Origin of the sequence: Oscillibacter sp. MSJ-31, assembly GCF_018918025.1 — a bacterium.
Lineage (GTDB): Bacteria > Bacillota > Clostridia > Oscillospirales > Oscillospiraceae > Hominicoprocola.
Genome location: NZ_JAHLPT010000006.1, coordinates 36,154 through 62,573 on the forward strand (window position 1 = coordinate 36,154; position 26,420 = coordinate 62,573).

At 59.1% G+C, this 26,420-nt stretch carries 22 protein-coding genes; 19 read left to right on the forward strand and 3 right to left on the reverse strand.

Features of this window, described 5'->3' with window-relative positions; genetic code table 11:
• Positions 1-189 precede the first annotated feature (189 nt).
• The 10 genes from KQI17_RS06230 to KQI17_RS06275 all read left to right on the forward strand — a co-directional run bounded on the left by KQI17_RS06230 (position 190) and on the right by KQI17_RS06275 (position 11,497).
• A complete protein-coding gene (locus KQI17_RS06230; protein WP_216495352.1) occupies positions 190-1,431 on the forward strand; it encodes a site-specific integrase in 1,242 nt (413 codons plus the stop codon).
• Positions 1,394-2,572, forward strand: coding sequence for a site-specific integrase (locus KQI17_RS06235; protein WP_216495353.1), 1,179 nt, complete (start codon positions 1,394-1,396; stop codon positions 2,570-2,572). The genes KQI17_RS06230 and KQI17_RS06235 overlap by 38 nt, the downstream gene beginning before the upstream one ends.
• A 193-nt stretch (positions 2,573-2,765) precedes the next feature.
• Positions 2,766-4,088 (forward strand): ATP-binding protein, encoded by a 1,323-nt coding sequence (locus KQI17_RS06240; RefSeq protein WP_216495354.1) that lies wholly within the window; start codon positions 2,766-2,768, stop codon positions 4,086-4,088.
• 15 nt (positions 4,089-4,103) lie between these two features.
• Positions 4,104-4,364, forward strand: coding sequence for a hypothetical protein (locus KQI17_RS06245; protein WP_216495355.1), 261 nt, complete (start codon positions 4,104-4,106; stop codon positions 4,362-4,364).
• Between the two features lie 732 nt (positions 4,365-5,096).
• Complete coding sequence (locus KQI17_RS06250) at positions 5,097-5,285, forward strand: hypothetical protein (RefSeq protein ID WP_216495356.1); 189 nt, start codon at positions 5,097-5,099, stop codon at positions 5,283-5,285.
• Positions 5,233-5,598, forward strand: coding sequence for a tyrosine-type recombinase/integrase (locus KQI17_RS06255; RefSeq protein ID WP_216495357.1), 366 nt, complete (start codon positions 5,233-5,235; stop codon positions 5,596-5,598). The genes KQI17_RS06250 and KQI17_RS06255 overlap by 53 nt, the downstream gene beginning before the upstream one ends.
• Before the next feature lie 335 nt (positions 5,599-5,933).
• Positions 5,934-6,299: a BlaI/MecI/CopY family transcriptional regulator gene (locus KQI17_RS06260; protein ID WP_216495358.1), complete on the forward strand. Its 366-nt coding sequence runs from the start codon at positions 5,934-5,936 to the stop codon at positions 6,297-6,299.
• Positions 6,300-6,303: 4 nt separating this feature from the next.
• Positions 6,304-9,195, forward strand: a complete 2,892-nt coding sequence (locus KQI17_RS06265; protein WP_216495359.1) for a M56 family metallopeptidase — start codon at positions 6,304-6,306, stop codon at positions 9,193-9,195.
• A gap of 154 nt (positions 9,196-9,349) precedes the next feature.
• The gene (locus KQI17_RS13575; protein WP_253285716.1) at positions 9,350-10,294 is read left to right on the forward strand and encodes an SHOCT domain-containing protein; all 945 of its coding nucleotides are present in this window, start codon (positions 9,350-9,352) and stop codon (positions 10,292-10,294) included.
• 129 nt (positions 10,295-10,423) lie between these two features.
• Positions 10,424-11,497: an AAA family ATPase gene (locus KQI17_RS06275; protein ID WP_216495360.1), complete on the forward strand. Its 1,074-nt coding sequence runs from the start codon at positions 10,424-10,426 to the stop codon at positions 11,495-11,497.
• 63 nt (positions 11,498-11,560) lie between these two features.
• Here KQI17_RS06275 and KQI17_RS06280 read toward each other — a convergent pair whose 3' ends face one another.
• A complete protein-coding gene (locus KQI17_RS06280) occupies positions 11,561-12,676 on the reverse strand; it encodes an SH3 domain-containing protein (RefSeq protein WP_216495361.1) in 1,116 nt (371 codons plus the stop codon).
• 257 nt (positions 12,677-12,933) lie between these two features.
• On the opposite strand from KQI17_RS06280, the gene KQI17_RS06285 reads away from it, so the two are divergent.
• The gene (locus tag KQI17_RS06285) at positions 12,934-14,229 is read left to right on the forward strand and encodes an amidohydrolase family protein (protein WP_216495362.1); all 1,296 of its coding nucleotides are present in this window, start codon (positions 12,934-12,936) and stop codon (positions 14,227-14,229) included.
• Positions 14,230-14,298: 69 nt separating this feature from the next.
• On the opposite strand, the gene KQI17_RS06290 is transcribed toward KQI17_RS06285, so the two are convergent.
• On the reverse strand, positions 14,299-15,162 hold the full coding sequence (locus KQI17_RS06290) for a DUF362 domain-containing protein (RefSeq protein ID WP_216495363.1): 864 nt from the start codon (positions 15,160-15,162) through the stop codon (positions 14,299-14,301).
• Positions 15,163-15,937: 775 nt separating this feature from the next.
• On the opposite strand from KQI17_RS06290, the gene KQI17_RS06295 reads away from it, so the two are divergent.
• From KQI17_RS06295 to KQI17_RS06305, 3 genes are all read left to right on the forward strand, one after another.
• On the forward strand, positions 15,938-16,939 hold the full coding sequence (locus KQI17_RS06295; RefSeq protein ID WP_216495364.1) for a TAXI family TRAP transporter solute-binding subunit: 1,002 nt from the start codon (positions 15,938-15,940) through the stop codon (positions 16,937-16,939).
• Positions 16,940-17,088: 149 nt separating this feature from the next.
• Positions 17,089-19,092, forward strand: a complete 2,004-nt coding sequence (locus tag KQI17_RS06300; protein ID WP_216495365.1) for a TRAP transporter permease — start codon at positions 17,089-17,091, stop codon at positions 19,090-19,092.
• 123 nt (positions 19,093-19,215) lie between these two features.
• The gene (locus KQI17_RS06305) at positions 19,216-19,761 is read left to right on the forward strand and encodes a hypothetical protein (RefSeq protein ID WP_216495366.1); all 546 of its coding nucleotides are present in this window, start codon (positions 19,216-19,218) and stop codon (positions 19,759-19,761) included.
• 45 nt (positions 19,762-19,806) lie between these two features.
• Here KQI17_RS06305 and KQI17_RS06310 read toward each other — a convergent pair whose 3' ends face one another.
• Positions 19,807-20,775 carry a LysR family transcriptional regulator gene (locus tag KQI17_RS06310; protein WP_253285720.1) on the reverse strand — a complete coding sequence of 323 codons (969 nt, stop codon included), beginning with the start codon at positions 20,773-20,775 and terminating at the stop codon, positions 19,807-19,809.
• A 173-nt stretch (positions 20,776-20,948) separates the two neighbouring features.
• Here KQI17_RS06310 and KQI17_RS06315 point away from each other — a divergent pair, with 173 nt between their 5' ends.
• From KQI17_RS06315 to KQI17_RS06335, 5 genes are read left to right on the forward strand one after another with little or no spacing between them, the layout of a single operon-like run.
• Entirely contained in the window at positions 20,949-21,980 is a 1,032-nt protein-coding gene (locus KQI17_RS06315) for an Ldh family oxidoreductase (protein WP_216495368.1), read from the forward strand.
• 13 nt (positions 21,981-21,993) lie between these two features.
• A complete protein-coding gene (locus tag KQI17_RS06320; RefSeq protein ID WP_216495369.1) occupies positions 21,994-22,929 on the forward strand; it encodes a hydroxyacid dehydrogenase in 936 nt (311 codons plus the stop codon).
• Between the two features lie 25 nt (positions 22,930-22,954).
• Positions 22,955-23,869 (forward strand): fumarylacetoacetate hydrolase family protein, encoded by a 915-nt coding sequence (locus KQI17_RS06325; RefSeq protein WP_216495370.1) that lies wholly within the window; start codon positions 22,955-22,957, stop codon positions 23,867-23,869.
• Between the two features lie 39 nt (positions 23,870-23,908).
• Positions 23,909-24,700, forward strand: coding sequence for an SDR family oxidoreductase (locus KQI17_RS06330; RefSeq protein ID WP_216495371.1), 792 nt, complete (start codon positions 23,909-23,911; stop codon positions 24,698-24,700).
• 6 nt (positions 24,701-24,706) lie between these two features.
• Positions 24,707-26,377, forward strand: a complete 1,671-nt coding sequence (locus tag KQI17_RS06335; protein ID WP_216495372.1) for a dihydroxy-acid dehydratase — start codon at positions 24,707-24,709, stop codon at positions 26,375-26,377.
• Positions 26,378-26,420: the final 43 nt, after the last annotated feature.

A 26,420-nucleotide genomic window follows, 5' to 3' on the forward strand; every position in this document is an offset into this window, starting at 1 on the left:
ACCTCTCCTTCGATGCCCCTCGTAATGAATGTAGAAATGGAGGGGGGTTTTATACCCCCCCCTTCGACGATTTTTTGAAAAAAGCAAAAAAATATCGCCCTGCCGAAGCAGGGCGATTGGTCGATTGTTGTTACCTGGCAGGTTCAACCTTAATTGATGGTGTGAGACCACGAAAGGAGGTTGATCCCAATGGCTAAGCCAAAGCATAACTATGAATACATTCCATCCAAGGGGCTATATCGCATTAGGATTCTGGATGTGACCGGAAAGCTGGTGGCACTCGCTGCCAAGACACCTGAAAAACTGGAAGAAAAAATTGCTGAGTTTAGAAGACGGGAGAAACTCAGCGAAACCGGAAAGAAAAATATGCTCGTCTGCGACTACTTGGATCTGTGGCTTGAACTCCATGGTGCCGGTCTCGGTCACAACACGGTGGAGGTAAACTACAAGTACATCATCAACCACAACATCAAACCCAAAATGGAAGGAAAGCGAATGTTAGATGTTCGCCCTGATGATATTCTGGAGGTCATGGCGGCACTCAACGATAAAAGCGAGTCGATCTTTAATGGCACCTATAAGATCATCAACCAGGTATTTAAGGCGGCTTTGGATAACCATGACATTCTGGATAACCCCTGTCCACCGAAGCCGGAGGGAGGTATTGAGCCGGGCGAGAGGTCTGCGTTGACTGAACGGCAGTGTCAGATTCTGATCGAAGCCGTTAAGGACTTGCACGTGTATCCCTTTTGCATGATTGCGCTGTATAGCGGCCTGCGCCGTGAGGAGATTTTGGCCCTTCAGTGGGATTGCGTTGACTTGGGGGATACTCCGCATATTGAGGTGAAGCGTGCGCTGCGCTTTGAGCATAATCGGCCTGTAGTCTCTGATAAGCTGAAGACCAAATCCGCCAAAAGAACCATACCCATCCCTGATGTTCTGGCAGATTGTTTGAGGGGTGAAAAGGAAAAATCTACCTCGGAGTATGTTATTGCAAATAGCAAGGGCGGTCCACTCTCCGGCTCGCAGTTCAAAAGCCTGTGGAACGCCGTGATTGTCCGCACCACAAGGAAGCGCACCTATAAGACTTGGGATCACGGCAAAATCAGGACTGGCACGATTGAGCCGAAGCTGGGCGAGAAGGCAAGACATCAGAAACACTACTACACGATTGATTTTGATGTGACCCCACATCTGCTCAGGCATACCTACATTACCAATCTGCTGATGGCCGGCATCGACATCAAGACGGTGCAGTATCTGGCAGGCCATAAGAGGTCACGCATTACGCTGGACATCTATGCACACCTTGTTTACAACAGACCTGAAGAGCTGATTGGCAAGGTGCGGAATGCGTTTGGAAACACCCCTGACTCCGAGGAGGAAGAAAGCGATGGCAATCTCGAAGAAACCCAAAAAGTCAAAGTATGAATATGTTGAAGCGAACCAGAGCTACCGCAAGAGAGTGAAAGGGCCGGATGGTAAGTTCGTTGCTTTATACGGGAAGACGGCTGGTGAGCTAACAGCGAAAATTCGCCAGTTTAAGGAAGAGATGGAAAATCGTCCTGATCCCAACGACCCGCTGGTGAATGACTATATCGATCAGTGGTTTCGCCTGAATACCGGTGGGCTCACTGAGGAAACCCAGACGAGCTATAAAAGAGTTATTGAGCTTCATATCAAGCCCTTCACCGAGGGAAAAACAATGAGCGAAATCTATAAGAATGACATCAAAACCATTGTCGCTGCGGTGGCTGACAAAAGCGACACGCTGCATAATACCACTTTTATGCTCCTGAAGCGCATCTTCACTTCGGCTTTTGATAATGGGCTGATCGAGGAAAATCCTTGCCCCGTGATGCATAACGGGGGAAACGAAGCCCCGGAGCGATCTGCTCTCAATGACGATCAGGTAAATATCCTTATGAACGCCATCAAAGACTGTCCTCCGTACTTGTTCTGCATGATCGGGCTGTACGCCGGCCTTCGCACCGAAGAGATCCTTGGTTTGAAGTGGGACTGCGTGCATCTGGACGAACCGCCGCATATTGATGTGCGGAGAGCTTCCCGATTCAAGGACAGCAAGCCGGTGGTTACGGATCGCCTGAAGTCCAAAGCGGCCAGACGGACGATTCCAATTCCCAACCAACTCACCGATTGCCTGAAGGCTGAGAAGGCGAACAGTACCTCGGACTTTGTAATCCATGCACCGAACGGAGATCCCCTGTCCAAAACACAGCTTAGGCGTATGTGGACTTATATCGAACGGCGAAGAGCTAAAGAGCGGATATACTACCGTTATGCCGATGGGAAAAAGACGGCGTTCAAGGTGGAAGCCAAACTGGGAACAAAGGCAAAGCGTGGCGGATACACCTACTGCCTCGACTTCGATGTAACGCCCCACATTCTGAGACATACCTACATCACCAACCTGCTTCTGGGGGGCGTCGATATAAAGACCGTTCAGTATCTTGCAGGGCATGAGAAATCTAAGACGACGCTTGAAATCTATTCCCATCTCACCTATAATCGCCCAGAAGAACTACACGCAAAAATCAACGCCGCATTCTGACTTTGCCAGAGCTGGATAGCCCACATTCAAAGAGCCATTGCAAGCTCAAAGAAAAATCTTGAGCTTGCAATGGCTTTCTTATTGCGTGCCAACAGAAATTAGTCGATATTTGTGTTTGCTTCGACATTTTTTCGGTTGACTTACTGATGATGTATGGATATAATTTGAGTAAAGCGAAAGGGTGGTGAGCATCATGAAACGATATGCAATGCAGCATCTGATTGAATGGAAGGAAGATCCTGGACATCTTCCTATGATCATTCGCGGCGCAAGACAGGTGGGAAAGACATGGCTGATGAAGGAATTTGGACGCACAGAATTTGAAAAATATGCGTATATCAATTTTGACCGCAACAGCCGTATGAAGCAGCTCTTTTCAGGGGATTTTGATGTGGATCGTATTTTGCGTGGACTTTCCATTGAAAGCGAAGTAGAGATTGCTCCCGAAGATACTCTTATCATTTTAGATGAGATACAGGAAGTCCCCGCTGCACTTCAGAGTTTGAAGTACTTTTGCGAAGATGACCGACAGCGTTACAATATCGTAGCTGCTGGTTCGCTCCTTGGCATCTCCATGCATGAAGGAACTTCCTTCCCAGTCGGAAAAGTGGATAGCATGGATCTATACCCGTTGTCTTTTACGGAGTTCCTTGATGCAACCGGGAACGGTCAACTGGTATCGCTTCTGGAACAGCAGGACTTTGATATGATCACTGCTTTCAAGGATAAGTATATTGATTTGCTGAAAACCTATTATTATGTGGGCGGTATGCCAGCAGCAGTCAACGCCTATCTTCCCAAGCAAAACCTCAATTCTGTACGCAGAGTTCAGAAGCGTCTGCTCTCCGACTACGAACAGGATTTTTCCAAACACGCTCCTACAGCGGTGATTCCACGCATCCGCATGGTCTGGGATGGTATTCCATCTCAGTTGGCGAAGGAGAATAAGAAGTTTATTTATAGTGTCCTTCGTGAAGGTGCCAGAGCAAAGGACTTTGAACTTGCGATACAGTGGCTGATCGATTGCGGGCTTGTTCATAAGGTTGGCCGCGTGACAAAGGGTGCAATTCCTCTGAAAGCATATCAGGATCTGCCTGCATTTAAGCTGTATATGATGGATGTTGGTCTGCTTGCTGCCATGACCGACTTGGACGCTAAAACCCTGCTCAAGGGCAATGCAATCTTTACGGAGTTCAAAGGCGCTCTTACGGAGCAGTATGTCTGCCAGCAGCTCATCGCAGAGTTGGGCGCAACACCATACTACTGGTCTGCCGAAAACTCCACCGGCGAGGTGGATTTTGTCCTTCAGCACAGCGGGAATGTGATCCCGTTGGAGGTCAAGGCGGAGGAGAATTTGATGGCAAAGAGCCTGAAGGTCTTTGTGGCAGGGAACAAACTGTCCCTTGGCGTGCGATCTTCCATGTCGGATTACCGAAAACAGGAGAAGCTGATCAACTTGCCGCTGTATGCGATCTCTCAGCTCTGGTCTGCCTGTGACAGCTATAGGTCTGTTTGAAGCGAGGGAAGTCGAATGACAGTGAAAGAAATCGAAACACTGATCCCGGTCGCACTTGAGCGCTTCAAGCAGCGCATACCCCAATCCGTAGAATGGATCGACAACGTGCCCATCCGTGTTGCGACTCGTCATACGGGAGAGAAACTGTTTCGCTCCACAATAAAATCACTGAAAGCGTGGGAAAAGGAAGGTCAAAGAAACATAACGCTCAGACTGGAACACTCGGGCTTGGAACATTACAAGGCCGCAAGGTCGCACGCATTTTTGAAGGCTTAGGTTTTGCGACCTTAAAAGCGCGGCCTTGCCCTATGAACAGGGTTGGCCAACCAGTGTTATTGACAGGAATAATTTAAGCTAATATAATGAGTCTGTAAGCAAAGGCCAGATAGATGTAATATCGGATTTTGAAAGTGTAGGAACTTGTAGCTTTTGCAAGCGGAGACTGAAGTATTAGGAAGTGCCGATTGTTAGTGGTTACTAACCGAGGCTATTTGACAGGTGGCAAACCCGCAAAGCCTTGTGCTGCAAGGGATAGCGGCTTCCGTACAGAAACAGTACGGCCTCAAAGCCGCCCGTCGCGCGCCTCAGTTCTCCAAGAGATAAATTGCCTCATCAAGAAGCCCGAAGCCGCAGCGGTTTCGGGCTTCTTTCTTTATGTCTTGACGCAAATCTGACGCAAATAGAAATTGAACGAGAAAATAGCACCGTCCCTCCCGCCGCAAGTCCCGCTAATTTGCTGGTATCGCAAAATAGCAGGACACCGCCGAAAAAATCTGCCGACGCTTGCGGAGCGTGGCAGACCACAATGCCGCCCTACTCTTGCGGAGTATGGGCGGACATTGTTTTTTCCCGCCTTTGCTCTGGTCGGGCGGTGGGACGGAGGACGAAAGACGGGGGGGACGAGGGACGGGAGCAGGCTTCACAGCCCTGCGGGGCTGTGTCAAACCTCTTTTTCGCATACTACGCCCGATAGCGAGCGTAGTATGTCAAAAAAGGAGGTTTCTGCTTATGCGTAATATCAACCGTTTGAACTTCCGAGACATTCAAGCCCTCAATGGTCTGCGGGTATGCGGGTACGCCATGCGGGCAGATATGGAGAAAATCATCAGCCGCAACCGTGTGGAAGTCTTTCTGAAGCGGGGCTATGCTGAAGCGGCACAAGCAGGAACAGGACAAGCTGAAGAAAGCGTTTGGTGACGCATGGGAACAGCCCGAAATGGTTTTCACGACTGGAACGGGCAAGTGGTTTGACCGAAACGAACTGAACAAGCGGCTGAAGCGACTGATGAAGCAAAACGGACTGCCGGAGATTTCCGCTCACAAGTTAAGACACACCTATGCCTCCCTGCTGGTTTATAGCGGAGAGCAGATGCAGGTAATCAGCGAGAACCTCGGACACGCTTCTTGCGACATTACAAGCCGTGTATATGCTCATGTATACCCCGAAGCGAAACAGCGGACAGCAAAGACGATTTCCAATATTCTGAACAACAAGCAAGCGGCAGGCTGACCCTGCCGCTTGCTCTATTTCTGCCGTTTTGACTGCCGCAAGTTTGACGCAAATCGGACGCAAGACGATACAGAACACCCCTCGACGATACCCCACGATGCCCGATTTTCCCCTCTACGAAATCCAACGATATAGCGAGTTTCCGACGCATTGAGGTACTTTGACACGATGGGTTCAACACTCCAAGCGTTAACAGCTCTTCTTACAAGCACCCGCTTCGGCGGGTGCTTGTTTTTGCCCTCAGGCGGGAAAAAGGGTCTTGACATGGATGGTTTATCCATGATAAACTCACGGCAGGAATGGTTTATCCAAAATAAACCGAAAGGAGACCGCCGATGGACGAAAGAAAAATGGGCACGGTGCAGACGCAGTTTGCCGAGCTTGTATGGAGGCATGAGCCGATCGGCTCCGGCGAGCTGGTGAAGCTGTGCGAGAGGGAATGGGGCTGGAAGAAGCCGACGACCTATACCGTGCTGCGCAAGCTCTGCGAGCGGGGCATTTTTCAAAATGAAAACAGCGTGGTCACCGCGCGGATCACACGGGAGGAATACTACGCCGCGCAGGGCGAACGGCTGGTGGAGGATGCCTTTGACGGCTCGCTGCCCGCCTTTGTCGCGGCCTTCACCGCGCGCAAGGCGCTTTCGGCGGAGGAGGTCGCCGCGCTGCGGGAGATGATCGACGCATACGGAAAGGAGTCGTGAGCGTATGAGCGGTATTTTTCTCAAGCTCCTCAATCTGAGCATTTCGGCGAGCTGGCTGGTGCTGGTCGTGCTGGCGCTGCGCCTCGTGCTTAAAAGGGCCCCGAAGTGGGTGAACGTCCTGCTCTGGGGCATGGTCGCGCTGCGCCTGATGCTGCCGTTCTCCATCGAGAGCGCGCTGAGCCTGATCCCGAGCGCGGAGACGGTCAGCCCCGAGGTCGTGCAGTTCGATCCCGCGCCGACCATCACGAGCGGCGTGACGATCATCGACAACGCGGTGAACCCTTCGCTGAGCGAGAGCTTTGCCGCCGCGCCGTTGGCAAGCGTCAACCCGCTCTATGTGTGGACCTATCTCGCGGGCTGGGTGTGGCTCATCGGCCTCACGGCGATGCTGCTCTATGCGCTCGTGAGTTACCTGCGGCTGCGGCGGCGCGTGAGCGCCTCCATTCCGCTGCGGGAGAATATTTATGTTTGCGACGAGGTCGCCTCGCCGTTCATTCTCGGCATCGTGCGCCCGCGCATCTATCTACCCTCCGCGCTGGACGAGGCGCAGCGGGGGAGTGTGCTCTCGCATGAGTGCGCGCACCTCGCGCGGCGTGACCACTGGTGGAAGCCGCTGGGCTTTGCCCTGCTGGCGGTCTACTGGTTCAACCCGCTGCTGTGGCTTGCCTATACCCTGCTCTGCCGCGACATCGAGCTGGCCTGCGACGAGCGCGTGCTGCGCGGCATGGACGCCGGGCAGATCAAGGACTATTCGAGCGCGCTGCTCGCGTGCAGCGTGCCGCGGCGTATGCTTGCCGCCTGTCCGCTCGCCTTCGGCGAGGTGGGCGTGGGTGCGCGCGTGAAAAACGCGCTGCGCTACAAAAAGCCCGCGTTCTGGGCGGTCGCGGCGTCGGTCGCCGTGTGCGTCGTTGTGGCGGTGTGTTTTTTGACAAATCCGCCTACGGATACCGACGCCGCCGGACTGGTCGGTTTCCATCGGGAACAGGTCACTTATGCCGATGTAACGGACGAAAACGGCGCGCAGCCATCCAACGTCCAGTTGACGGCGGAGGAAACGGACGCCGTCTACGCTTTGCTGGATGCCCTGCAATACAAACGCCTCGGCACCGCGTCAGGAATGCAGGATTGCTATGCAAGGCTCTATTTTATCAGCGCTGCGGGCGAACGCTGCGAGGTCATGCTCTCTGAGCGTGAAATGCTGGTCAATCCCATTACGGACGGCAGGAAAGCGCGGCTGTATGAGCTGCGTTCCGGAAGCACGGAGCTGAGAGGCTATCTGCTTGAATGTATTGGTGCAAGCGAGGCGGCAGAGGATGCCGACCGCGTTTACACCGATGCGTGGAGCATCCGCGTCCTCGACGGGTGGGAGCGCGAGGGCGACAGCCCGCTCTGGCGCTCGGGCGCGGGAACAGGCGCTTACTTCCTTGTCACGGAGGGGAGCGGCCTTGACGACAAGCTGATGGAGCTGTACAGCGCCGGCTGGACGCTGAAGTATTTCTCCGACCACTACCGCTGCACCTTGCGGGAGGGGGAGAGCGGCACGATGCTCAGCCTCTATCCCCGTCCGGAGGGCGGCTTCTATCAGATCGAATCGTACTGGAGCTATGAGGGCGCGGACAAGTGGCAGGTCAGATTAGAGGAGGGCCAGCTCAAGGTCATGGAGCAGAGCTTTCGGCTCGAGGAGGACGGTGCGGAGGAAGACCTCGTCGGTGCGCTGCTTGCGCGTGCTGGCTTCGAGAGCATCTCAAGCTACCGCCTTGGGACCGGGGCGAACGGCGGAGAGCTTGCGCTCACGAGCGAGCTGATCCTGGCACTGCAGGACGCGGCACAGACGCTCAAGGCGACGGATGCTTCCACCGCTTCCAGGAGCTCTGCCGTCTCGGTGAGCTTCAAGATCGAGGAGAGTCCCGTGACGATGGAAAGGGGTGTGCAGCCCTACGAGGTGTTCTTCACCAGCGGCAGCGAACGCAGGAGCACGGAGAGCAAGGAGCTTTATCTTTACCTGTGCGCACTGGGCGATGGCGGATATGTCGAGATGCACGACCTCGATGATGACGGCTGCTGCGAGGCGCTGCGCTGGGCGAGCGCCAACGACCGCGGGAACATCGTGATCTACGCGGCGCGCGACGGGCGTGTGGAACGGCTCGATGTGAACGAGACGCTTGGCTGTATCGCTTCCAATTACACGGGCTTGATCGCCAATCTCCCGCACGAATATAAAAATCTTATCAACGCGGTCGACGAGCTGGGCGAGGGAGGAGATCTGTATCGTTACCGCGGCGGTATATTGGAGTATGTGACGACGCTGGACGCGGCGCGCAGCGGTGCGGCAAGCACGACCGGCTACGCCGCCTACGACGCGCTGCTCGCCGAGATCGCCGACCTGCGGCGCTCCGGCACGAGCGACGTGCAGACCGACTTCAGCCACGATCTCCTGTCCGCGAACGACTACTACCAGACACCTGGCTGGCTGCTGCGCGACCTTGACGGCGACGGCACGAGCGAGCTGCTGCTCGGCGCGGACTGGGGCGACGGCTACGGCGTGATCTTTAATATTTACCGTCTCGACGGCGCAAAAGCCGTTCGCGTCGTGGACGGCTGGAGCCGCAGCCAGTATTTTCTCTGCTCTGACGGTACGCTTGCACATGAGTGGTCGGGCGGCGCCGACCATTGGGGGAGGACCTATCTCCGCTACGGCGAGACGCTTTTGCCCATCGAAAGCGTTTTTGACCGCGGCGGCGTGTGGTACCACGCCAAGGGTCTCGATGCCCTGTCCTTGGAGGACACGCAGCTCGAAGACCGCTGCAAGACCATTCCCAGCGCCGAGGCGGAGCAGCTCATGGAGCGCTATACCAAGCAATATGAAGTCCTGCCCTTCACGCCGTTCGCGGCGTGAGACGGCACACGGATGCATTTCACACCCCAAAACCATACATTTCGGGCGAGAAACGCACATCTTTCCGCAGGGCGTGCTATGCTTTTCCTGCAAGAGTATCCGAGGGGCGGCCGGACAGCCGCCGGACAAAACGGAGAATAGAAGGAGAAGCATTATGGGATTATTCAGCAATAATAAGAAGCCCTGCCCCATCTGCGGCAACGCGACGCCCCGCCTGCTGCCGACCAAGGTCGAGGGCGTGCCCATCTGCAAGGAATGCGACAAGAAGATCGACCTGCCGAACGGCGTGCTGGACAGCATGACGCTCGACGATTTCCGCCGCTACATAGATTTTTACAACAAAAATCAGGTGCTGCGCGAGCGCTTCCATCCCGAGTACCGCTTCGGCTTCGGCGCGTTCAACACGCAGCTGGTGCTTGATGTGACCAACGGACTCTTCCGCCTGAAGGACGACGAGAGCACCATCGTGTTTGAAAAGTCCGCGCTCAAGTCCTTCCGCATCACGGAAGATAAGGAACCGCTCTTTACCGGCACGGCCGCCGGTCTTGTCTGCGCTGAGAGCAAGAACCCCGAGCGCGTCCGTCTGCTCGCACCGCGTATCGAGCAGTTCAAGCTGCAGAGAAGCGACTATGAGCGTATCATGCAGGCCGAGCGCGTGCAGTATCTCGACCGCACCAACGAGGAGTGGCGCGAGCGTGAGCGCGAGCTGGAGTTCCATAAGCCCGAGTTCCGCGAGTCCTCGCCGTTCCGTCAGTTCGTGGTGGAGCTGGAGCTGGACCATCCCTATTGGAAAGCCTACCGCAACGAGCTGGACGCGCCGGAGTTTGACGAGGACTATCCGAGCGTGGACTCCTTCCTGCACAAGTACGACGAGAAGGTCAATGAGCTGCACACCCTTGCGCACAACCTGATGCAGTTTATCGCCCCCGGCGCGCCGGAGACCGGCGCCGCCTCCGCGGCACAGACCGCGGCCCCCGCGCAGGCGGGCGGCGCACCGAGCACCGTGGAGGAGCTCAAGCAGTATAAGTCGCTGCTCGACGCCGGCGTCATCACCGAGGAGGAGTTCGCGGCGAAGAAGCGCCAGCTGCTCGGCATCTGAAAAAGCATGAGAAAAGCGCCCGAGACGGGCGCTTTTCCTATTTGCGTCTAACAATTTTACGGCTGCGCAAACATGGACGCGCCGCCGCGCATAGGTTGAAGTAGAAACTAAGACCATTGGAGGCGGACCATGAAACAGACGCATTTTTTCCTCGGCGCGAACAGCGCGGAGGGTTTTTATGGGCTGTATGACCAGCTCCTCGACGCAAGGCTTTACGATCTGATCATTCTCAAGGGGACTCCCGGCTGCGGAAAATCGACCTTCATGCGCCGCGTGGCCGCGGCGCTGGAGGAGCGCGGACTGGAGACCGTGTACATCCATTGCTCCGGCGATCCCGATTCACTCGACGGTGTGATCGCTCCGGCCATCCGGACGGCCATCGTCGACGGCACCGCGCCCCATGTCCTCGAGCCGCGGTACGCGCTGGCGCACGAGCGCTATGTGGACCTGTCGCAATGCTGCGACAGCGCGGCGGCGAAGGAGGTCGCGAACGGCCTGACGGCGCTGACCGACGCCTACCGCGCGTCCTATCGCGAGGCATACCATGTTCTGCGGGCGCTCGGCGGTGTGGATGCGGAGCGCCGCGCTCTGGTGCGCGCGCACTTCGACGAGGAAAAGCTGCTGCGCCGCGCGGCGGGGATCGCCGCGCGCGAGCTCAAGGGCAGGGGAGAGACGCGGGGACGCGCGGTGGACGTCTTTCTCGGCGGACTGACCTGTCAGGGCAGGGTGTGCCGCTTCGACAGCGTGGACGCTCTCTGCCCGCGTGTTTATGAGCTGTGCGACAGCTACGGCCTTGCCGCGCCTGTGCTGCGCCGGCTGCGCGACGCGGCGCTGGAGACGGGGGAGGACGTTCTGGCTTGCCGCGATCCGCTGCGGCCCGCGGAGATCGCGCATCTGCTGATCCCCGCACGGGGCCTTGCGTTCGTCACGACCGGCGAGGGCGTGCGCTATGAAGGGAAGCCCTACCGCCGCCTGCGCGTCGACGCGATGGCGGAGGAGAAGCTGACCCGCGCCGAAAAGGCGCACCTGCGCTTCATCCGCCGTGTCCGCCGCGCGCTGGAGGAGGAAGCGGTCGCGTCTCTCAAGCGCGCCAAGCGCGGGCATGACGCGCTCGAAGCGCTCTACCGCCCCTGTGTGGACTTCGACGCGGTCGACGCGCTGTGCGACGCGGAGATCGCGCGCATCGGCGCCTACCCGGTGTGACGGAAAAAGCCATAAGGAAAGGAGCCTGCGCGATGCGCAGGCTCCTGCTGTTTTGATTTGACATTATACCGCGATGCGGCGGGCGCTGACATAGCCGGTGGTGTAGTAGGCGTCAGAAAGGTTGCTGACGATGACGCCGACGCCGTAGTCCGAGGCATGGACGAACTGACCGCTGCCGATGTACATACCGACGTGCGTGACGGGCTTCGAGGTGGTGCTGCCGGGCTTCTTGAAGAACACGAGGTCGCCGGGGGCAAGCTCGTCCCACGAAACGGTAACGCCGTTTTGCAGCTGAGCGGAGGCGGTGCGGTTGATGGAGTAGCCGAGCTGTGCGCAGGCATACTGCACAAGACCGGAGCAGTCAAAGCCGACGCGCGGGCTGGCCCCGCCATAGACGTAGCTGTAACCGACGTACTGGAGCGCGATGTTCGCAAGCTCCTGCCCCTTGCTCGAAGCGGCGGCGGGAGTGTAGTCCGTCTCCTCCACATAGGCGGCGCTGACGTAGCCCTGCTCGATCTGATACCAGCCGCTTTGGACGGACACGACCTTCACACAGCGCCCCTTGGCGAGGGAGCCGACCTTGGAGTAGCCGGTGCCGGGGCCGGAGCGGATGTTGAGCGGACCCTGCGTGACGCGGATGTAGAGCTGCTCGAGCGCCTCCTCATAGGTGGCGGCCTCGGTGTACGCCGCGTCGATGTAGCCGCTGCCGATCTGATACCAGCCGTCCTGCGCGCCGAGGACCTTGACGACCTTGCCCTGCGCGAGCTCGTCTGCGACCGCATAGTCGGTGGACGGACCGGTGCGGACGTTGAGCACGTCCGCCGTGACCTTGACGTAGGCGCTCTCACTCTGCGCGGCAGAGGCGCTCACCGCGCTGACTTCTGCCGTGACGACGGGGACGGCTTCCTCAAGCAGCTTGATGTAGCTTGCGGAGACGTAGCCCTTCACGCTGCCGAGCCGGATGCCGTACCACCCGTTCGTCGCGGTGTCCACGATCTCGACCTGTTTGCCGCTCGGCAGCTGATCGAGAATGGCGGAGCCGGTGCTCGCGGTCTTGCGCACGCGCAGAACGCTGCCGCCGACGTCCACAACGCCGGTGAGCGCGAGGGTGGGGGTGGTCAGGCAGACCGCCAGCAGCAGGCCGGCAGCCGTGCCGCGGAGCGCGTGGCGCAGTTTCATAGGGCATCCTCCTCAAATTCTCATGAAAAAGCGGCGCAGACGGGGCGCGCCGCCGAACGGTACCAAAGGTTACAATTTGTAACTATTGAAATGATACCATAATTCGACGGCGGATGCAAGGTTTTTTCACCCGCTTTTGGTCAAACAATGTCGGCCCGAAATTGTGCAGAATGCACGAAGTGCGCAAAAAATCCGTTTGCCGGCCGTGGAGCGGTGTGGTATGATAAGGCAAACACGGAAGGAGCGGAGGAAATGCCATGTTCCGGAATGAAACAAACTATGTGCTCACAAACGGTGTGCTGCTCGACGGCACGGAGAAAATGACGCCGCAGACGGGCAGAGATATTTATATTGAGGGCGGGCGCATCGGCGCGGTCGCCGATGCCGCGGCGCGCCGCGAGGGCTATGAGGTCGTGGACCTCGGCGGACAGTATGTGCTGCCGGGGCTGATCAATCTGCACGTTCATCTGCCCGCCTCCGGCAAGCCGAAGAAAAAGGCGAGCGACCCGAAGAAGCTCGTGAAGCTCATCACCGCCAACGCGCTCACGCGCCGCATCGGCGTGAAGCTGTGCGAGGGCTACGCGAAGACGGAGCTTCTCAGCGGCGTGACGACCATCCGCACGGTCGGCGGCGTGGCGGACTTCGACACGATCATCCGCGACCTTGCCGCGCAGGGAAAGATCCTCAGCCCGCGCGTGGTGGCGTCCAATATGGCGGTCTCCGTGCCCGACGGGCACATGGCCGGCTCCCTTGCCTACGAAGCAAAGACACCGGAGGAGGCCGCGGCTTATGTGGAGCGGATCGCGGCGGAGAAGCCGGACCTCATCAAGCTCATGATCACCGGCGGCGTGCTTGACGCCGAGGTCGTCGGCGAGCCGGGCGTGCTGCGGATGCAGCCCGCGCTGGTGAAGGCGGCCTGCGATAAGGCGCACGCGCTTGGCATGAAGGTCGCCGCGCACGTCGAAAGCCCCGAGGGCGTGCGTGTGGCGCTGGAAAACGGCGTGGACTCCATCGAGCACGGCGCGCAGCCGGACGCGGCGATCACCGCGCTCTACAAGGAGAAGGGCGCGTTCCAGGTCGCGACGCTCTCGCCTGCACTGCCCTATGCGCTCTTTGACCGCAGTGTCTCCCACGCGACCTATGAGCAGCAGGAGAACGGCAAGGTCGTCTTTGACGGCATCATCGCCATGGCGCGGGAAAATCTGGCAAACGGTATTCCGGTCGGCCTCGGCACGGACACCGGCTGCCCCTATATCACGCACTACGATATGTGGCGCGAGCTGTGCTACTTCGTGAAATACTGCGGCGTGACGCCGGCCTTCGCGCTCCACACCGCGACGCGGCTCAACGCGCGGCTTGCCGGCATCGACGGCGAGACCGGCTCCATCGAGGCGGGCAAGGCGGCGGACCTGATCGTCTGCGCGAAGGATCCGCTCGCGGATCTCTCGGCCCTGCGCACGCTCTCCATGGTCATCAAGGACGGCTATCGCGTCGAGCATCCCGCGCCGAAGAAGCTGCCAGAGGTCGAGCGCGAGCTGGATAAGTTCCTGTGACCCATACCTATTATAATGTACAAGAAAAAGCACGGGAAGCCCCGTGCTTTTCCCTTATGGCGTTTTATGTTACAGCTCCACGAGCTCGTATTCCCGCGTGCCGAAGCCCAGCGCCGCCGCGGATTCGACCGTGCGGACACCGTTGCGGCTCTCAATGCGCTCTACGAGGTGGTCGCGGCCCGGATCGTCGGAGGCGTAGACCAGATCGAGGCAGGCCTGATCGACCGCGATGGGGTCGAGCGAGGCAAGGATGCCGATGTCCGCCATGCACGGGTCCTCGGCCACGGCGCAGCAGTCGCAGTCCACGGACATATTCTTCATAACGTTGATGAAAACGGTCTTGTCCTTGAAATATTCCGCCACGGACGAGGCGGCGTCCGCCATCGCGTCGAGGAAGCTGTCGTGGTCAGCGGTCCAGATCTTTTCGGGCTCGCCGGCACCGTGGATATAGGCTTTGCCGTAGGAGGACGCGCAGCCGATGGAGAGCTGCTTGAGCGCGCCGCCGAAGCCGCCCATCGGATGCCCCTTGAAGTGGGAGAGGACGAGCATGGAATCGTAGTTGGCAATGTCCTTGCCGACAAAGTTCTTCTGAATACTCCTGCCGTTCGGAACGGCAAGCTCCAGATCGGGGCCCTCGGCGTCAAGAATATCCACGTCGAAATTCGTGCTCCAGCCGTGCCTGATCATCGTGCGGCGGTGCTTCTCGGTGGTGTTGCGCTCGCCCTCGTAGGCGGTGTTGCACTCGACCACCGTGCCATGCACGGCCTCGATCATCGGCCGCCAGAAGTCGGGGCCCAAAAAGTTCTGGTTGCCCTGCTCACCGGAGTGCAGCTTCACGGCGACCTTTCCCGGCAGCTCGCGGCCCACGGCACGGTAAAGCGCCACGACCTTCTCGGGCGTGATCTCACGGGAGAAATATACCTTAGCCTTCATCGCGTTTTCCTCCTTGCACGGAAAATAATCATTTGTATTATAACCCATTGCGCGAAATATTGCAACTCCCGGCGAAACGGGACCGGCCTGCGGACGGATCATGTCACGGAGGTGTCAAAAAACGGCGAAAAATGCTGTGCAGATATCCTAAAATTCCAAAAAAGTGATGTTTGCGATTGACTATGCTATCGTAATAGCGTAGAATAAAACCTGTTGATTTGGTGGGATATAGCAGATAACAAGAAGAAAACGGCAAAATATTGATGTATAGAAGAATGAATATTCATACAAAAGCATTTTGCGTGTGATCCGCTGCTCTCACGAAAACGGCTGCGCGCGCTTAACGGAGTCCTTACGGCGGAAAACATCTCCTGAACGCCCCGGATACAGGGGGAGCGCGGGCGCGAAAATGCGGCAGAATATGAAAAATTTGCGGTGAAATTTGAATTTTGCTGAAAAAACGAAAGGAAAAAGTGACTGATAGCACAAAAAGAAAGAAGCATTTCTGTGCGGAATGACAATGACCAGAAAATTTCATCGAAAAAACAGGAAAATATGCTTGTGAAAGACTTGACAAGACGAGGATGAATGAATTATAATCCGTCCATAAAAAATGAATAAGCTGTGAACGTACCAAACATACCGCACGAGGGTGCGGCGTACGCGAAAAAGACCATGTGGTCTTTTCTCTGTTCCGAGCCGGAACAGAGAATTTAACTTTTTTGTCGTATTCGGCGCAAGCCGGGTATATAATTTTTGAAAGGAAGATATCAGCATGAAAAAAGTATTGTCTCTGATCCTCGCGCTGGCAATGGTTTTTGCTCTGGCCGCCTGCGGCGAGAAGCAACCCTCCAACGACGGTAACACCGATGGCGACAAGCCCCCCCGCGGCAACGTCATTATGACCTTCGGCACCGCCGACACCGGCGGCTCCATGTACCCTGCCGGCGCTGCGGTCTCCCAGGTCTGGACGAACAACGTCCAGGGCGTGAAGTGCAACACCCAGACCTCCACCGGCTCCTTCCAGAACTGCCAGGACGTCTCCACCGGTGAGGTCGACGTCGCGGTCGCTACCTCCGACGTCGTTCTCAACGCCTACAACGGCACCGGCAAGTTCGCCGACATCGGCAAGCTGGACAACCTGCGCGTCATCGGCGCGGTCTACACCTCCGTGCTCAGCGGCGTGGCGCTCAAGAGCTCCGGCCTGACCTACATCCATGACCTGCTCGGCAAGCGCGTTGCCGTCGGTCCTGCGGCCTCCGCGACCGAGAATGCCACCCTCGCCGCCTTTGGTGTCATGGGCATTGATTCCAGCAACACCAGCCTTGAGAACCTCGGCCTCGGCGACGGCGCCGACTCCGTCGGCGACGGCATCCTCGACGCGGCCTTCGGCTTCGCCGGCCTGCCCATCGGCGGTCAGCTGAACCTCGCTGCCACCAAGGAGATCCAGGTCCTCGACATGACCCAGGAGGAGATCGACAAGGTCCTCGCGGGCAACGCTGCCTACATCCAGACCAAGATCCCCGCCGGCACCTACACCGGTCAGGACAATGATGCCAACACCTTCGGCGTCAAGTGCCTCATCATCGTCACCGCCGATATGGACGCGGATCTCGTCTACGATCTGTGCAAGGCCATGAACGAGCACACCGAGGAGATGGCTGCCGGTAACGCCCTGCTCAAGGACATGACCGATCCCAGCTTCCTCTGCACCCAGATGCCCATTCCTCTGCACGACGGCGCCCAGAAGTACTACAGCGAGCAGGGCCTCATCTAATCGAGGAATTCTGAAAACTTGATCAAAAGGACGATCTGACCGTCCCTGCGAAAAGCATTTTTTGGCCGGAGTTGGGACATCCCAACTCCGGCTCCCCCTTTTCATTAAGGTTTCGTTAAGACCCCCCACTTAACAGAAAGGATGCGTTTATGTCCGATAAGAAAGAAATCAAAGAGATCGACGTCGCCTCGCTTGACAGCGAACTGGCAGCAGCGAGAACTCTCGAAGAGGGTAAGGGCGACAAGTTCATTATGATGGCCTCCGTCGTCGCCTTCCTGATGACCTCCTTCCACATCTACACGGGCTTCAAGGGCCTGTTCGACTACTCCGTGCAGCGCGGCGTGCATCTGGGCTTCGCCCTCACGCTGATCCTGCTCACTCAGCCTCTCTATAAGCACGTTTTCAAGGATAAATTCGCCGGCAGCAAGGCATTCCGTGCCATCTGCCGCGCGTTTGATATGATCCTCGTCATCCTCACATGGGTCTCCGTGTGGATGGCGCAGGACGAGGTCCATCACCTCACCGAGCGTTTGAGCAAGACGACCTGGATGGCGACCTTCGCCGGCGCCTGCCTCGTCATTATCGTGCTCGAGTGCGCCCGCCGTACCCTCGGCTATATCATGCCGATCCTCTCTCTCCTCTTCATCGCTTACGCACTGGCCGGGCCGAACCTGCCCATGGCCATCGCCCACCGTGGCTATTCCCTCGAGCGTATCTGCAAGTTCCTCGCCACCGACCTTGACGGTCTGTTCGGCACGACCATGAGCGTTTCCGCCACGGTCATCTTCATGTTCGTCATGTTCGGCGCGTTCCTCGAGGCTTCCGGCTGCTCCGACTTCATCAACGACATCGCCATCTCTCTTACCGGTAAGATCAAGTCCGGCCCCGCGCTCAGCGCAGTCGTGGCCTCCGGTCTGATGGGCTCCATCAACGGCTCCGCCGTCGCCAACGTCGTCGGCACCGGTACGTTTACCATTCCTCTGATGAAGTCCCGCGGCTACAAGCCCCAGTTCGCCGGCGGCGTTGAGGCCGTTGCCTCCACCGGCGGTCAGATCCTGCCCCCCGTCATGGGCTCCGGCGCGTTCCTGATGGTCGCGTTCACCGAGCAGAAGTACATCGCCATCGTCATCGCGGCGGTCATTCCCGCGCTGCTCTATTACTGGGGCTGCGCCGTCGCCGTTATGACGCAGACCGAGATCGCGCACGTCACCCTCATGGACCCCAAGGACATTCCCAAGACCCGCGATGTCATGAAGGACGGCTGGATCTATCTGCTCATCATCTGCGTTCTGCTCTACTGCCTGCTCATCGCGCAGTATTCTCCGCTCTACTCCGCCCTGTGGGCGACCTGCGCGGTGCCCGTGGTCATGCTCTTCGATAAGAAGAAGCGCTTCACCCTCAAGACCATCCCCAGCGCCATGGTCAAGTCCGGCTTCAGCGCCATGTCCATCGTCATCGGCTGCGCCTGCGCCGGTATCGTCGTTGGCATGGTCTCCATCACCGGCATCGGCGTTATCTTCGGCGACATGATGATCCAGGCGGCGCATAACATGCTCTTCCCGTCTCTGGTCTTCACTGCCATCACCTGCATTGTCCTCGGTATGGGCCTGCCCACCACCGCGGCCTATGTTATCGCGGCATCCATCCTCGCTCCGTCCCTCATCAAGCTCGGCCTTGCCCCGCTGACGGCGCACCTGTTCGTGTTCTACTTCGCGTGCCTGTCCGCCATCACCCCGCCGGTCGCCCTCGCGGCCTATGCCGGCGCCGGCATCGCCAAGACCAACCCGATGACCACGGCGGTCGAGGCCTGCAAGCTCGGCTTCGCCGGCTTCATGGTGCCCTTCGCGTTCTGCTACAACCCGGCAATGATGATGCAGGGCAGCGTCGGCGAGATCATCTCCGTCGCCATCAGCGCGATCATCGGCGTTGCCATCATGTCCGCCGGCTTCCAGGGCTGGCTGCTGTGGAGGCTCAACTGGCTTGAACGCATCGTGTTCATCGCCGGCGGCCTGCTGATGTTCATCCCCGGCACGCTGACGGATATCACCGGCCTTGTGATCGCGGTCGCTCTGCTTCTCATCAACGTGAAGAAGTGGGAGAAGGGTCCCAAGTTCATCATGGACAAGCACAAGGCCAAGCAGGAGCAGAAGTAAGCTCCGCTGAACCGGATACGGAATATGAGGGTCCTGAAAAGGGACCCTCATATTTTTTCATTGACCGCGCCCCCGACGCGCGGTATACTGTAGCGTAAGAATCCAAGCGAGGAGAGAAGAACCATGGAAGCTCAGGAGATCCGTTACCGCGTCAATAAAAAGGTGTTTCGGCAGGCGTCGCTCTACGCCATGTTCCTGCGAAACCGCAATACCTTCCGCGTGGGCATCGCCGTCGTGCTGGCGGTGGCATTTTACACCGTGCTTGCCGTGCAGGGTACCTTTCCCCTGAGCTACCTTCCGATCTACATCGCGGCGGCCTATCTTGTCTGGATGCTTTTGCTGCTCGGACGCGAGGAGCAGCGCGTGCTGCGCTACCTCAAGAGCGACGAGTCGCTGCTGGGGACGGAGTACGTTCTGCGCTTTGACGCGGGCAAGCTTTCGGTCGAGATCCCCGAGAAGAAGCTCCGCAACACGGTCGCGCTCGCGAAGCTCGCCTCGGCCATCGAAATTTCGAGCGTGTTCATGCTCTGCCTTTCGGCCGATCAGCTCTACCTTGTGCCGACCGCAGCCATGACGGACGAGCAGCGCACGGCGCTGCGCGGCCTTCTGAGCAGCCGCCTCGGCGAGCGCTTTTATTCCAGTATTCTGGCGCGCGAGAAAAAGAAATGAACAAGGCCCGCCTCCGACATCGCTTCGGAGGCGGGCTTTGCCGTGCTATACCGGACGGCCGTGCTCCACGCGGCAGTCGCACTCGCTGCGCCACGACTGCGATTGCAGGAAGCGGCGCGCGGCATCGACGAAGGCGCGGGCGGCGGGCAGAAGGTGGCGCTTTTTCTTGTAGACCACGCTCAGCGGGTGGACAAGGTCGGGGGAGTCGAGGTCGAAGAAGAGCAGCTCGCCGCGGTTCGGCGCGTTGTGGACAGCGGTCTCATTGACGAAGCAGAAGCCGTAGTTTTCCGCCGTCAGGTTCAGCGCCGTGGTGGCGTTGGTGGTGTAGAGCGCGTTTTCGACGGTGATATGCTTCCGTTCGAGAAAGTTGTTGACGCGCATGGCGAGCAGGATCTCGGGGTAGAGCAGGACAAAGCGCTCGTGCTCGAGAACGGAGAGCTCCGGCTCCCGTCCCGCGCGGCAGGCCTCCGCAAGCGCCTGCGCGGCGCGGTTGCCGCGGTTGCCGACCAGGAGGATCTTTTCGTAAAGAATGGTCTCAGTGGTCAGGTAGTCGGGCGTATTGAGATTGGTGTTCATGATGGCAAAATCCACCGTGTTGTCCGCCACCAGTCGGAACATCTCGCTCGTCGGGCGTTCGAGCAGCTCAAGATGGGCCTCGGGGTGCTCCTGCGAAAAGGCGGGCAGGATGCTCGGCAGGAGCGTGCTGGCGCGCCAGTTGCTCATGGCGACGCGGAGCGTCTGGCGGCGGCTGGCGTTCAAACGTGTGAAATCCTGCAAAAGCTGCTCATAGAGCTGCGAGCTGTCCTCGAGATAGTTGGCGTAGACCTTGCCGGCTGCGGTCAGCGCCAGCGGCGACTTGGTGCGGTCGAGCAGGCGGACGCCGAATTCCTTTTCCAAATGGATGACGTATTGGCTCAAGTAGGGCTGCGAGATGTGCAGCCGCTCTGCGGCCTTGGAAATGCTTTTCTCGGACGCAATGGCAAGAAAATATTCCGGATTCCGGTCCTGTACCATCCAGATCACCTCGGTTTCCTCTTTGATTATAGCAAAAAATACGACGCCGTCAAGCACGGTATAGTAAAAATGCTATAGGGATAGTCACATTTAAGTCTTTGACCTTTTCGCGGCGATGCACTATGATAGAGTCAAACAGGGAAATCAAAAAACCATCGGAAAAGAGTGAGATTATGCCAAGGTTTGAAGCATCTGCGCTGCGGGGCTACTGCGTGTCGGTCCTGACGGCCTCCGGTGTGGAGAGGAGCTGCGCGGAAGCGGTGGCTGACGCGCTGATCGACGCGGAGCTGACAGGCGTGTCCACCCACGGTGTGAGCCGTCTGGCCGTTTATATGCAGCGCATGGACGCGGGCGTGATGTCGCGTGAAAACAACATCCGCATCGTGCGGGAATCGACCTCCACGCTGGTCGTGGACGCCGGCAACTCGCTGGGCGCGGCGGCGGCAAAATTTGCGATGGAGCGGTGCATCGCCAAGGCAAAAGAGACGGGCTGCTGCTTTGCAAGCGTGCACAGCTCCAACCACTTCGGCACCGCCGCCTATTATACAAGGCTTGCTGCCGCGCAGGATATGATCGGATTTGCCTGCACCAATCTCAAGGGCAAGATCGCGCCCTTCGGCAGCGCTGAGCCCTACATGGGCACAAACCCCATCTCCGTGGCGGCTCCGTCCGACGACCTTCCGGTCGTGCTGGATATGGCGCCGAGCGTTGTGGCGCTGGGCAAGCTCATTCTGGCGCAGAAGCTGGGAAAGTCTATTCCCGAGGGCTGGGCACTGGATAAGGACGGCAGACCCACCACGGACCCCGCGGCCGGTCGTGCCGGCTCGCTCGTGCCGATCGGCGGCGCGAAAGGCAGCGGCCTCGCCATCATGGTCGATGTGCTTTGCGGCATTCTCAGCGGCGGCCTCTACGGTCCGCATCTGCATGACCTCTATGTGATGGACGAGCCGCAGGGCGTCAGCCATTTTCTCGGCGCCATCGACATTGCGCATTTCATCGAACCGGCAGCGTTCAAGTCGGCTCTTTCCGCCATGTCACGGGAGATCAAGGCGCTGAAAAAGGCCGATGGTGTGGAGGAAATTTTCCTGCCCGGCGAACGCTCCGGCCGCAAGGCGGAAGAAAATGCTGCAAACGGTATTGAGGTGCCGCAGCCGGTCTACGAAGAGCTGCTGGAGCTCGGCAAGCCCTACGGCCTGAGCCTGTAAAGGAGGAAGCATTATGGCAAAAATTCTCATCACCGAATCGGTCCACCCCATCGGACCCGAGCTGCTGACCGCGGCGGGCCACACCGTCGTCTACGCCGACCGCGACATGGATGTCATCCGTCGCGAGATCGTGGACGCGGACGCCGTGCTTGTGCGCATCATCGAGCTGCCCGGCTCGCTGCTCGCGACGGCGAAGAACCTCAAGATCGTCTCCAAGCACGGCGTGGGCTACGATAATATCGACCTCGACTACTGCAAGAGCCACGGCGTCGCCGTGACCATCACCCCGAACGCGAACAGCCTTTCCGTCGCCGAGCACGCCTTCACGCTGATGCTCACGCTGGCGAAGAACATCATTCCCGTCTCCAACGAGTACCGCACGGTTGGCTTTGCCGCGAAGAACCACGCCCCCGGCATTGAAATGACCGGCAAGACATTGGGTCTGATCGGCATGGGCCGCATCGGAAAGCACATCCTGCACATGTGTAAGGACGGCCTGGATATGCACGTCATCGTCTACGACCCCTACATCAGCGAGGTCCCCGAGGGCGTCGAGAGGGTGGACGACCTTTCCGAGCTGCTGCGCCGCGCCGACGTCGTGACGCTCCATTGTCTGCTCACCGACGAGACGCGCAAGCTCATCGACCGCGAGCGCCTCGCGCTGATGAAGCCCACCGCGCTGCTTATCAACTGCGCCCGAGGCCCCATCGTGGACGAAGCCGCGCTCATCGAGGCGCTGGAGAATGGCAGACTTGCCGGCGCCGGTCTTGACGTCACCGACCCCGAGCCGGTCGCGCCGGACAGCCCGCTCTTTAAGCTGCCGAACGTCATCGTCACGCCGCACTACGCGCCCACAACGGTCGAATCCGCCACGCGCGTTTCCAAGATCGCAGCCGAAAACATCAACGCGGTGCTTGCCGGTCAAGAGCCGGTGGGCCGCATCATCTGAACAAGATTAAGAGGAGGACGCAACCATGAGACTCGCAACGATCAAGCTGCACGGCGCGGAGGTCGCCGGCATCGTCACCGGGAAGGGCATCCTGCCCGTCGCAGCGCTCAACGCCTACAAGGGCACGGGCTGGAAGGAGGACATGATGAGCCTCATTCAGGCCAATCACATCCCCGGCCTGACGAAGTGGTACAACGAGGGCGGCAAGGAGGAGCTTGAGACCATCCCCGGCGTCGTGCCGGCGGAGGAGGTTGTCTACGCCCCGCTCTACCGCAACCCCAAGCGCATCTTCGGCATCGGTCTGAACTACGCCGACCACGCCAAGGACATCGGCAACGCCGCGCCCACGGGCTTCCCCGGCAGCTTCTTCAAAATGGCCGATACCCTTGTCGGCTACGGCGACGACATCCTGCTGCCCAAGCTCAAGGAGGCGCAGAAGACCACGGCGGAGGCGGAGCTCGGCATCATCATGGGCCGCGACTGCCGCGACGTTCCCGAGGAGGAGTGGGAGAGCGCCATCGTCGGCTACACCACGATCCTCGACATGACCGAGGAATCCATCCTCAAGGGCAACGACTTCGTGCCCGGCAATCCCCGCTATCTGACCATCGTGAAGAATTTCCCGACGTTCTTCTCCTTCGGTCCCCAGCTCGTCACGCCCGACGAGGTGCCCGACGTCCTCAAGCTTGAGGTCCAGAGTGTCCACAACGGCGAGATCCACGCGAAGAACACGGTCGATCACATGACGCACGTTCCGTCCCGCCTCGTTTCCCTGCACTCGAGCATCCAAGGCTGGTACGCCGGCGACGTGCTCTCCACCGGCACCCCGCGCGCGTTCCACATTCAGGATGGCGACATTGCCGAGTGCCGCATCGTCGGCCCCGACGGCTTCGAGATGGAGCCGCTGAAGAATCCCGTCGTGGATCTCAAGTTGCACTAAGGAAGATCAAAAATTTTAACATATCAGGAGGAAATTATCATGGATCTGGGTTTGAAGGATAAGGTCGTCGTTTGTATGTCCAGCGCGTCCGGCTTCGGCAAGGGCATCGCGACGGAGTTCGCCCGCGAGGGCGCGAAGGTGGTCATCTGCACCAGCGAGGCGTTCAAGGCGGAGCTGGATCAGGCGGTCGTCGACATCGAGAAGGAGACCGGCAACCGCCCCCACCCCTATATGTACGACGTGCTCAACAACGAGAGCATCACCGCGATGATCAACAAGGTCGCAGCGGACCTCGGCGGCATTTACGGCCTTGTGAACCACTGCCCCGGCCCCAAGGCGGGCACCTTCGAGGCGCTGACCGAGGCCGACTGGGCGGACGGCTATCAGAAATGCCTGTACAGCTACACCACCGCCATCCGCGCGGCGCTGCCCTATATGAAGCAGGGCGGCGGACGCATCGTCAACTCCACCTCGTCCTCCATCAAGCAGGAGCTGGATAACCTCATTCTCTCCAACACGTTCCGCATGGGCGTGGTCGGCATGAGCAAGACGATGGCGCGCGAGTTCGGTCCGTACAACATTATGGTCAACACGATGGGCCCCGGCCGCATCTACACCGACCGCATCAAGTACCTCAACACCATCCGCGCGGAGAAGGCGGGCATCACGCTCGAGGAGTACAACACCCGCGACGCCGCGAGCTTCCCGCAGAAGCGCTACCAGACGGCGGACGAGTACGCCCGCTCCGTGGTGTTCATCTGCTCGCCCGCGAACAGCGCGATCTCCGGTCAGGTCATCTGCGTCGACGGCGCCATGACCACCGCGTACTAAGGCTGTATGGGCTGGAAGGGAAACCGCACCCCCTCGAACCCGCAGGAGGGCTATTACGTCGGCCTGATGAACGCCTGCGGCTACCGCACAAAGGACCTGGAAAAGCCCGTCATCGGCATCGTCAATTCCTTTACGGACGTCAACCCGGGGCACCGCGCCTTCAAGGAGCTGGTGGGCTACGTCAAGGAGGGCGTGTGGGCGGCCGGCGGTACGCCGGCGGAGTTCAACGTTCCCGCCCCCTGCGACGGCATGGCGCAGGGCGAGGGGATGCACTTCATCCTGCCCTCGCGCGACCTGATCGCCGGCAGCATTCAGGCGATGGCGAGCGCCCACGGCTTCGACGGTCTGGTGTTCCTGTGCTCCTGCGACAAGATCGTGCCCGGTATGCTCATGGCCGCCGCGGCGCTCAATAAGCCCTGTATGTTCCTCACGGCAGGCAGTATGCTGCCCTACGAGGCGGACGAGGGCACCTATGTCACGCCTGACCTCAAGGAATCCATCGGTCAGCGCAACATCGACGCCATCAGCGAGGAGACCTTCACCCGCTTCCGTGAGAACATCTGCTTCTCCTGCGGCACCTGCTCGATGTACGGCACCGCCAACACCATGGGCGTATTCACCGAGGTCATCGGCCTCTGCCCCATCGATAGCACGACCATGCTCTTCTGCTCGTCCGCCAAGTACAAGCAGGCGCGCGACGTCGGCGAGCGCATCGTCACGCTCACGAAGGAGGGTGTGCGCTTTTCCGATGTCGTCACCGAGGCGAGCCTCAAGAACGGTCTGCGCCACGTCGCCGCGACCGGCGGCTCGACGAACGCCCAGCTCCACATCTGTGCGCTCGCGCGCGTGATGGGCATTCCGATGGACCTCGCGGCCTTTGATGCGATCCAGCGCGACGTGCCCTGCGTCGCGAAGTTCAAGCCGTCCTCAAAATTCAATATGTACGACTATTATAAGGCTGGCGGCGTGGGCGCGACGATGAAGGCCATCGAGCGCTATCTCGACCCCGACGCGCGTCTGGCGACGGGCGGCACGGTGGGCGAGTTCCTCGCCCGCTTCCGCCGCAGGGTCGATCCCGAGATCATCCACACAGCCGACGAGCCGCTCTACCCCGACGGCTGCTTCGCCGTGCTGCACGGCAACCTTGCCCCCGGCGGCTGCATCGTGAAAAAGAGCGGCGTGGTGCCCGAGATGTTCCACCACCGCGGCCCTGCGGTCTGCTTCGACTCCGAGGACGCGCTGCGCGCGGCCATGACGGAGAAGTCCGTCAAGCCCGGCGATGTGCTGGTCATTCGCTACGAGGGTCCCAAGGGCGGGCCGGGGATGCGCGAGATGTCCATTCCCGCGGCGATGCTCGTCGGCATGGGCCTGCACACGAGCTGCGCCATGGTCACCGACGGGCGCTACTCCGGCGCGACGCGCGGCCCCTGCATCGGCCACGTCTCGCCCGAGGCGTGGGACGGCGGCCCCATCGCCGCAGTGCGCGACGGTGACATGATCGAGATCGACATCGACAAACACACCATCCACCTCGAGGTCAGCGACGAGGAGCTCGCGGAGCGGCTGGGACACATCAAGCGTCCCGCGCATCCAGCGCCCGGCGTGCTCGGAGCTTACCGCAAAGCGGTCGACAGCGTGAACGAGGGCTGCACCTGGCTCTACGGCAAGGAAGAATAAGAAAACGGCAAGCGCCGCGGTCACCCGACCGCGGCGCTTGTAT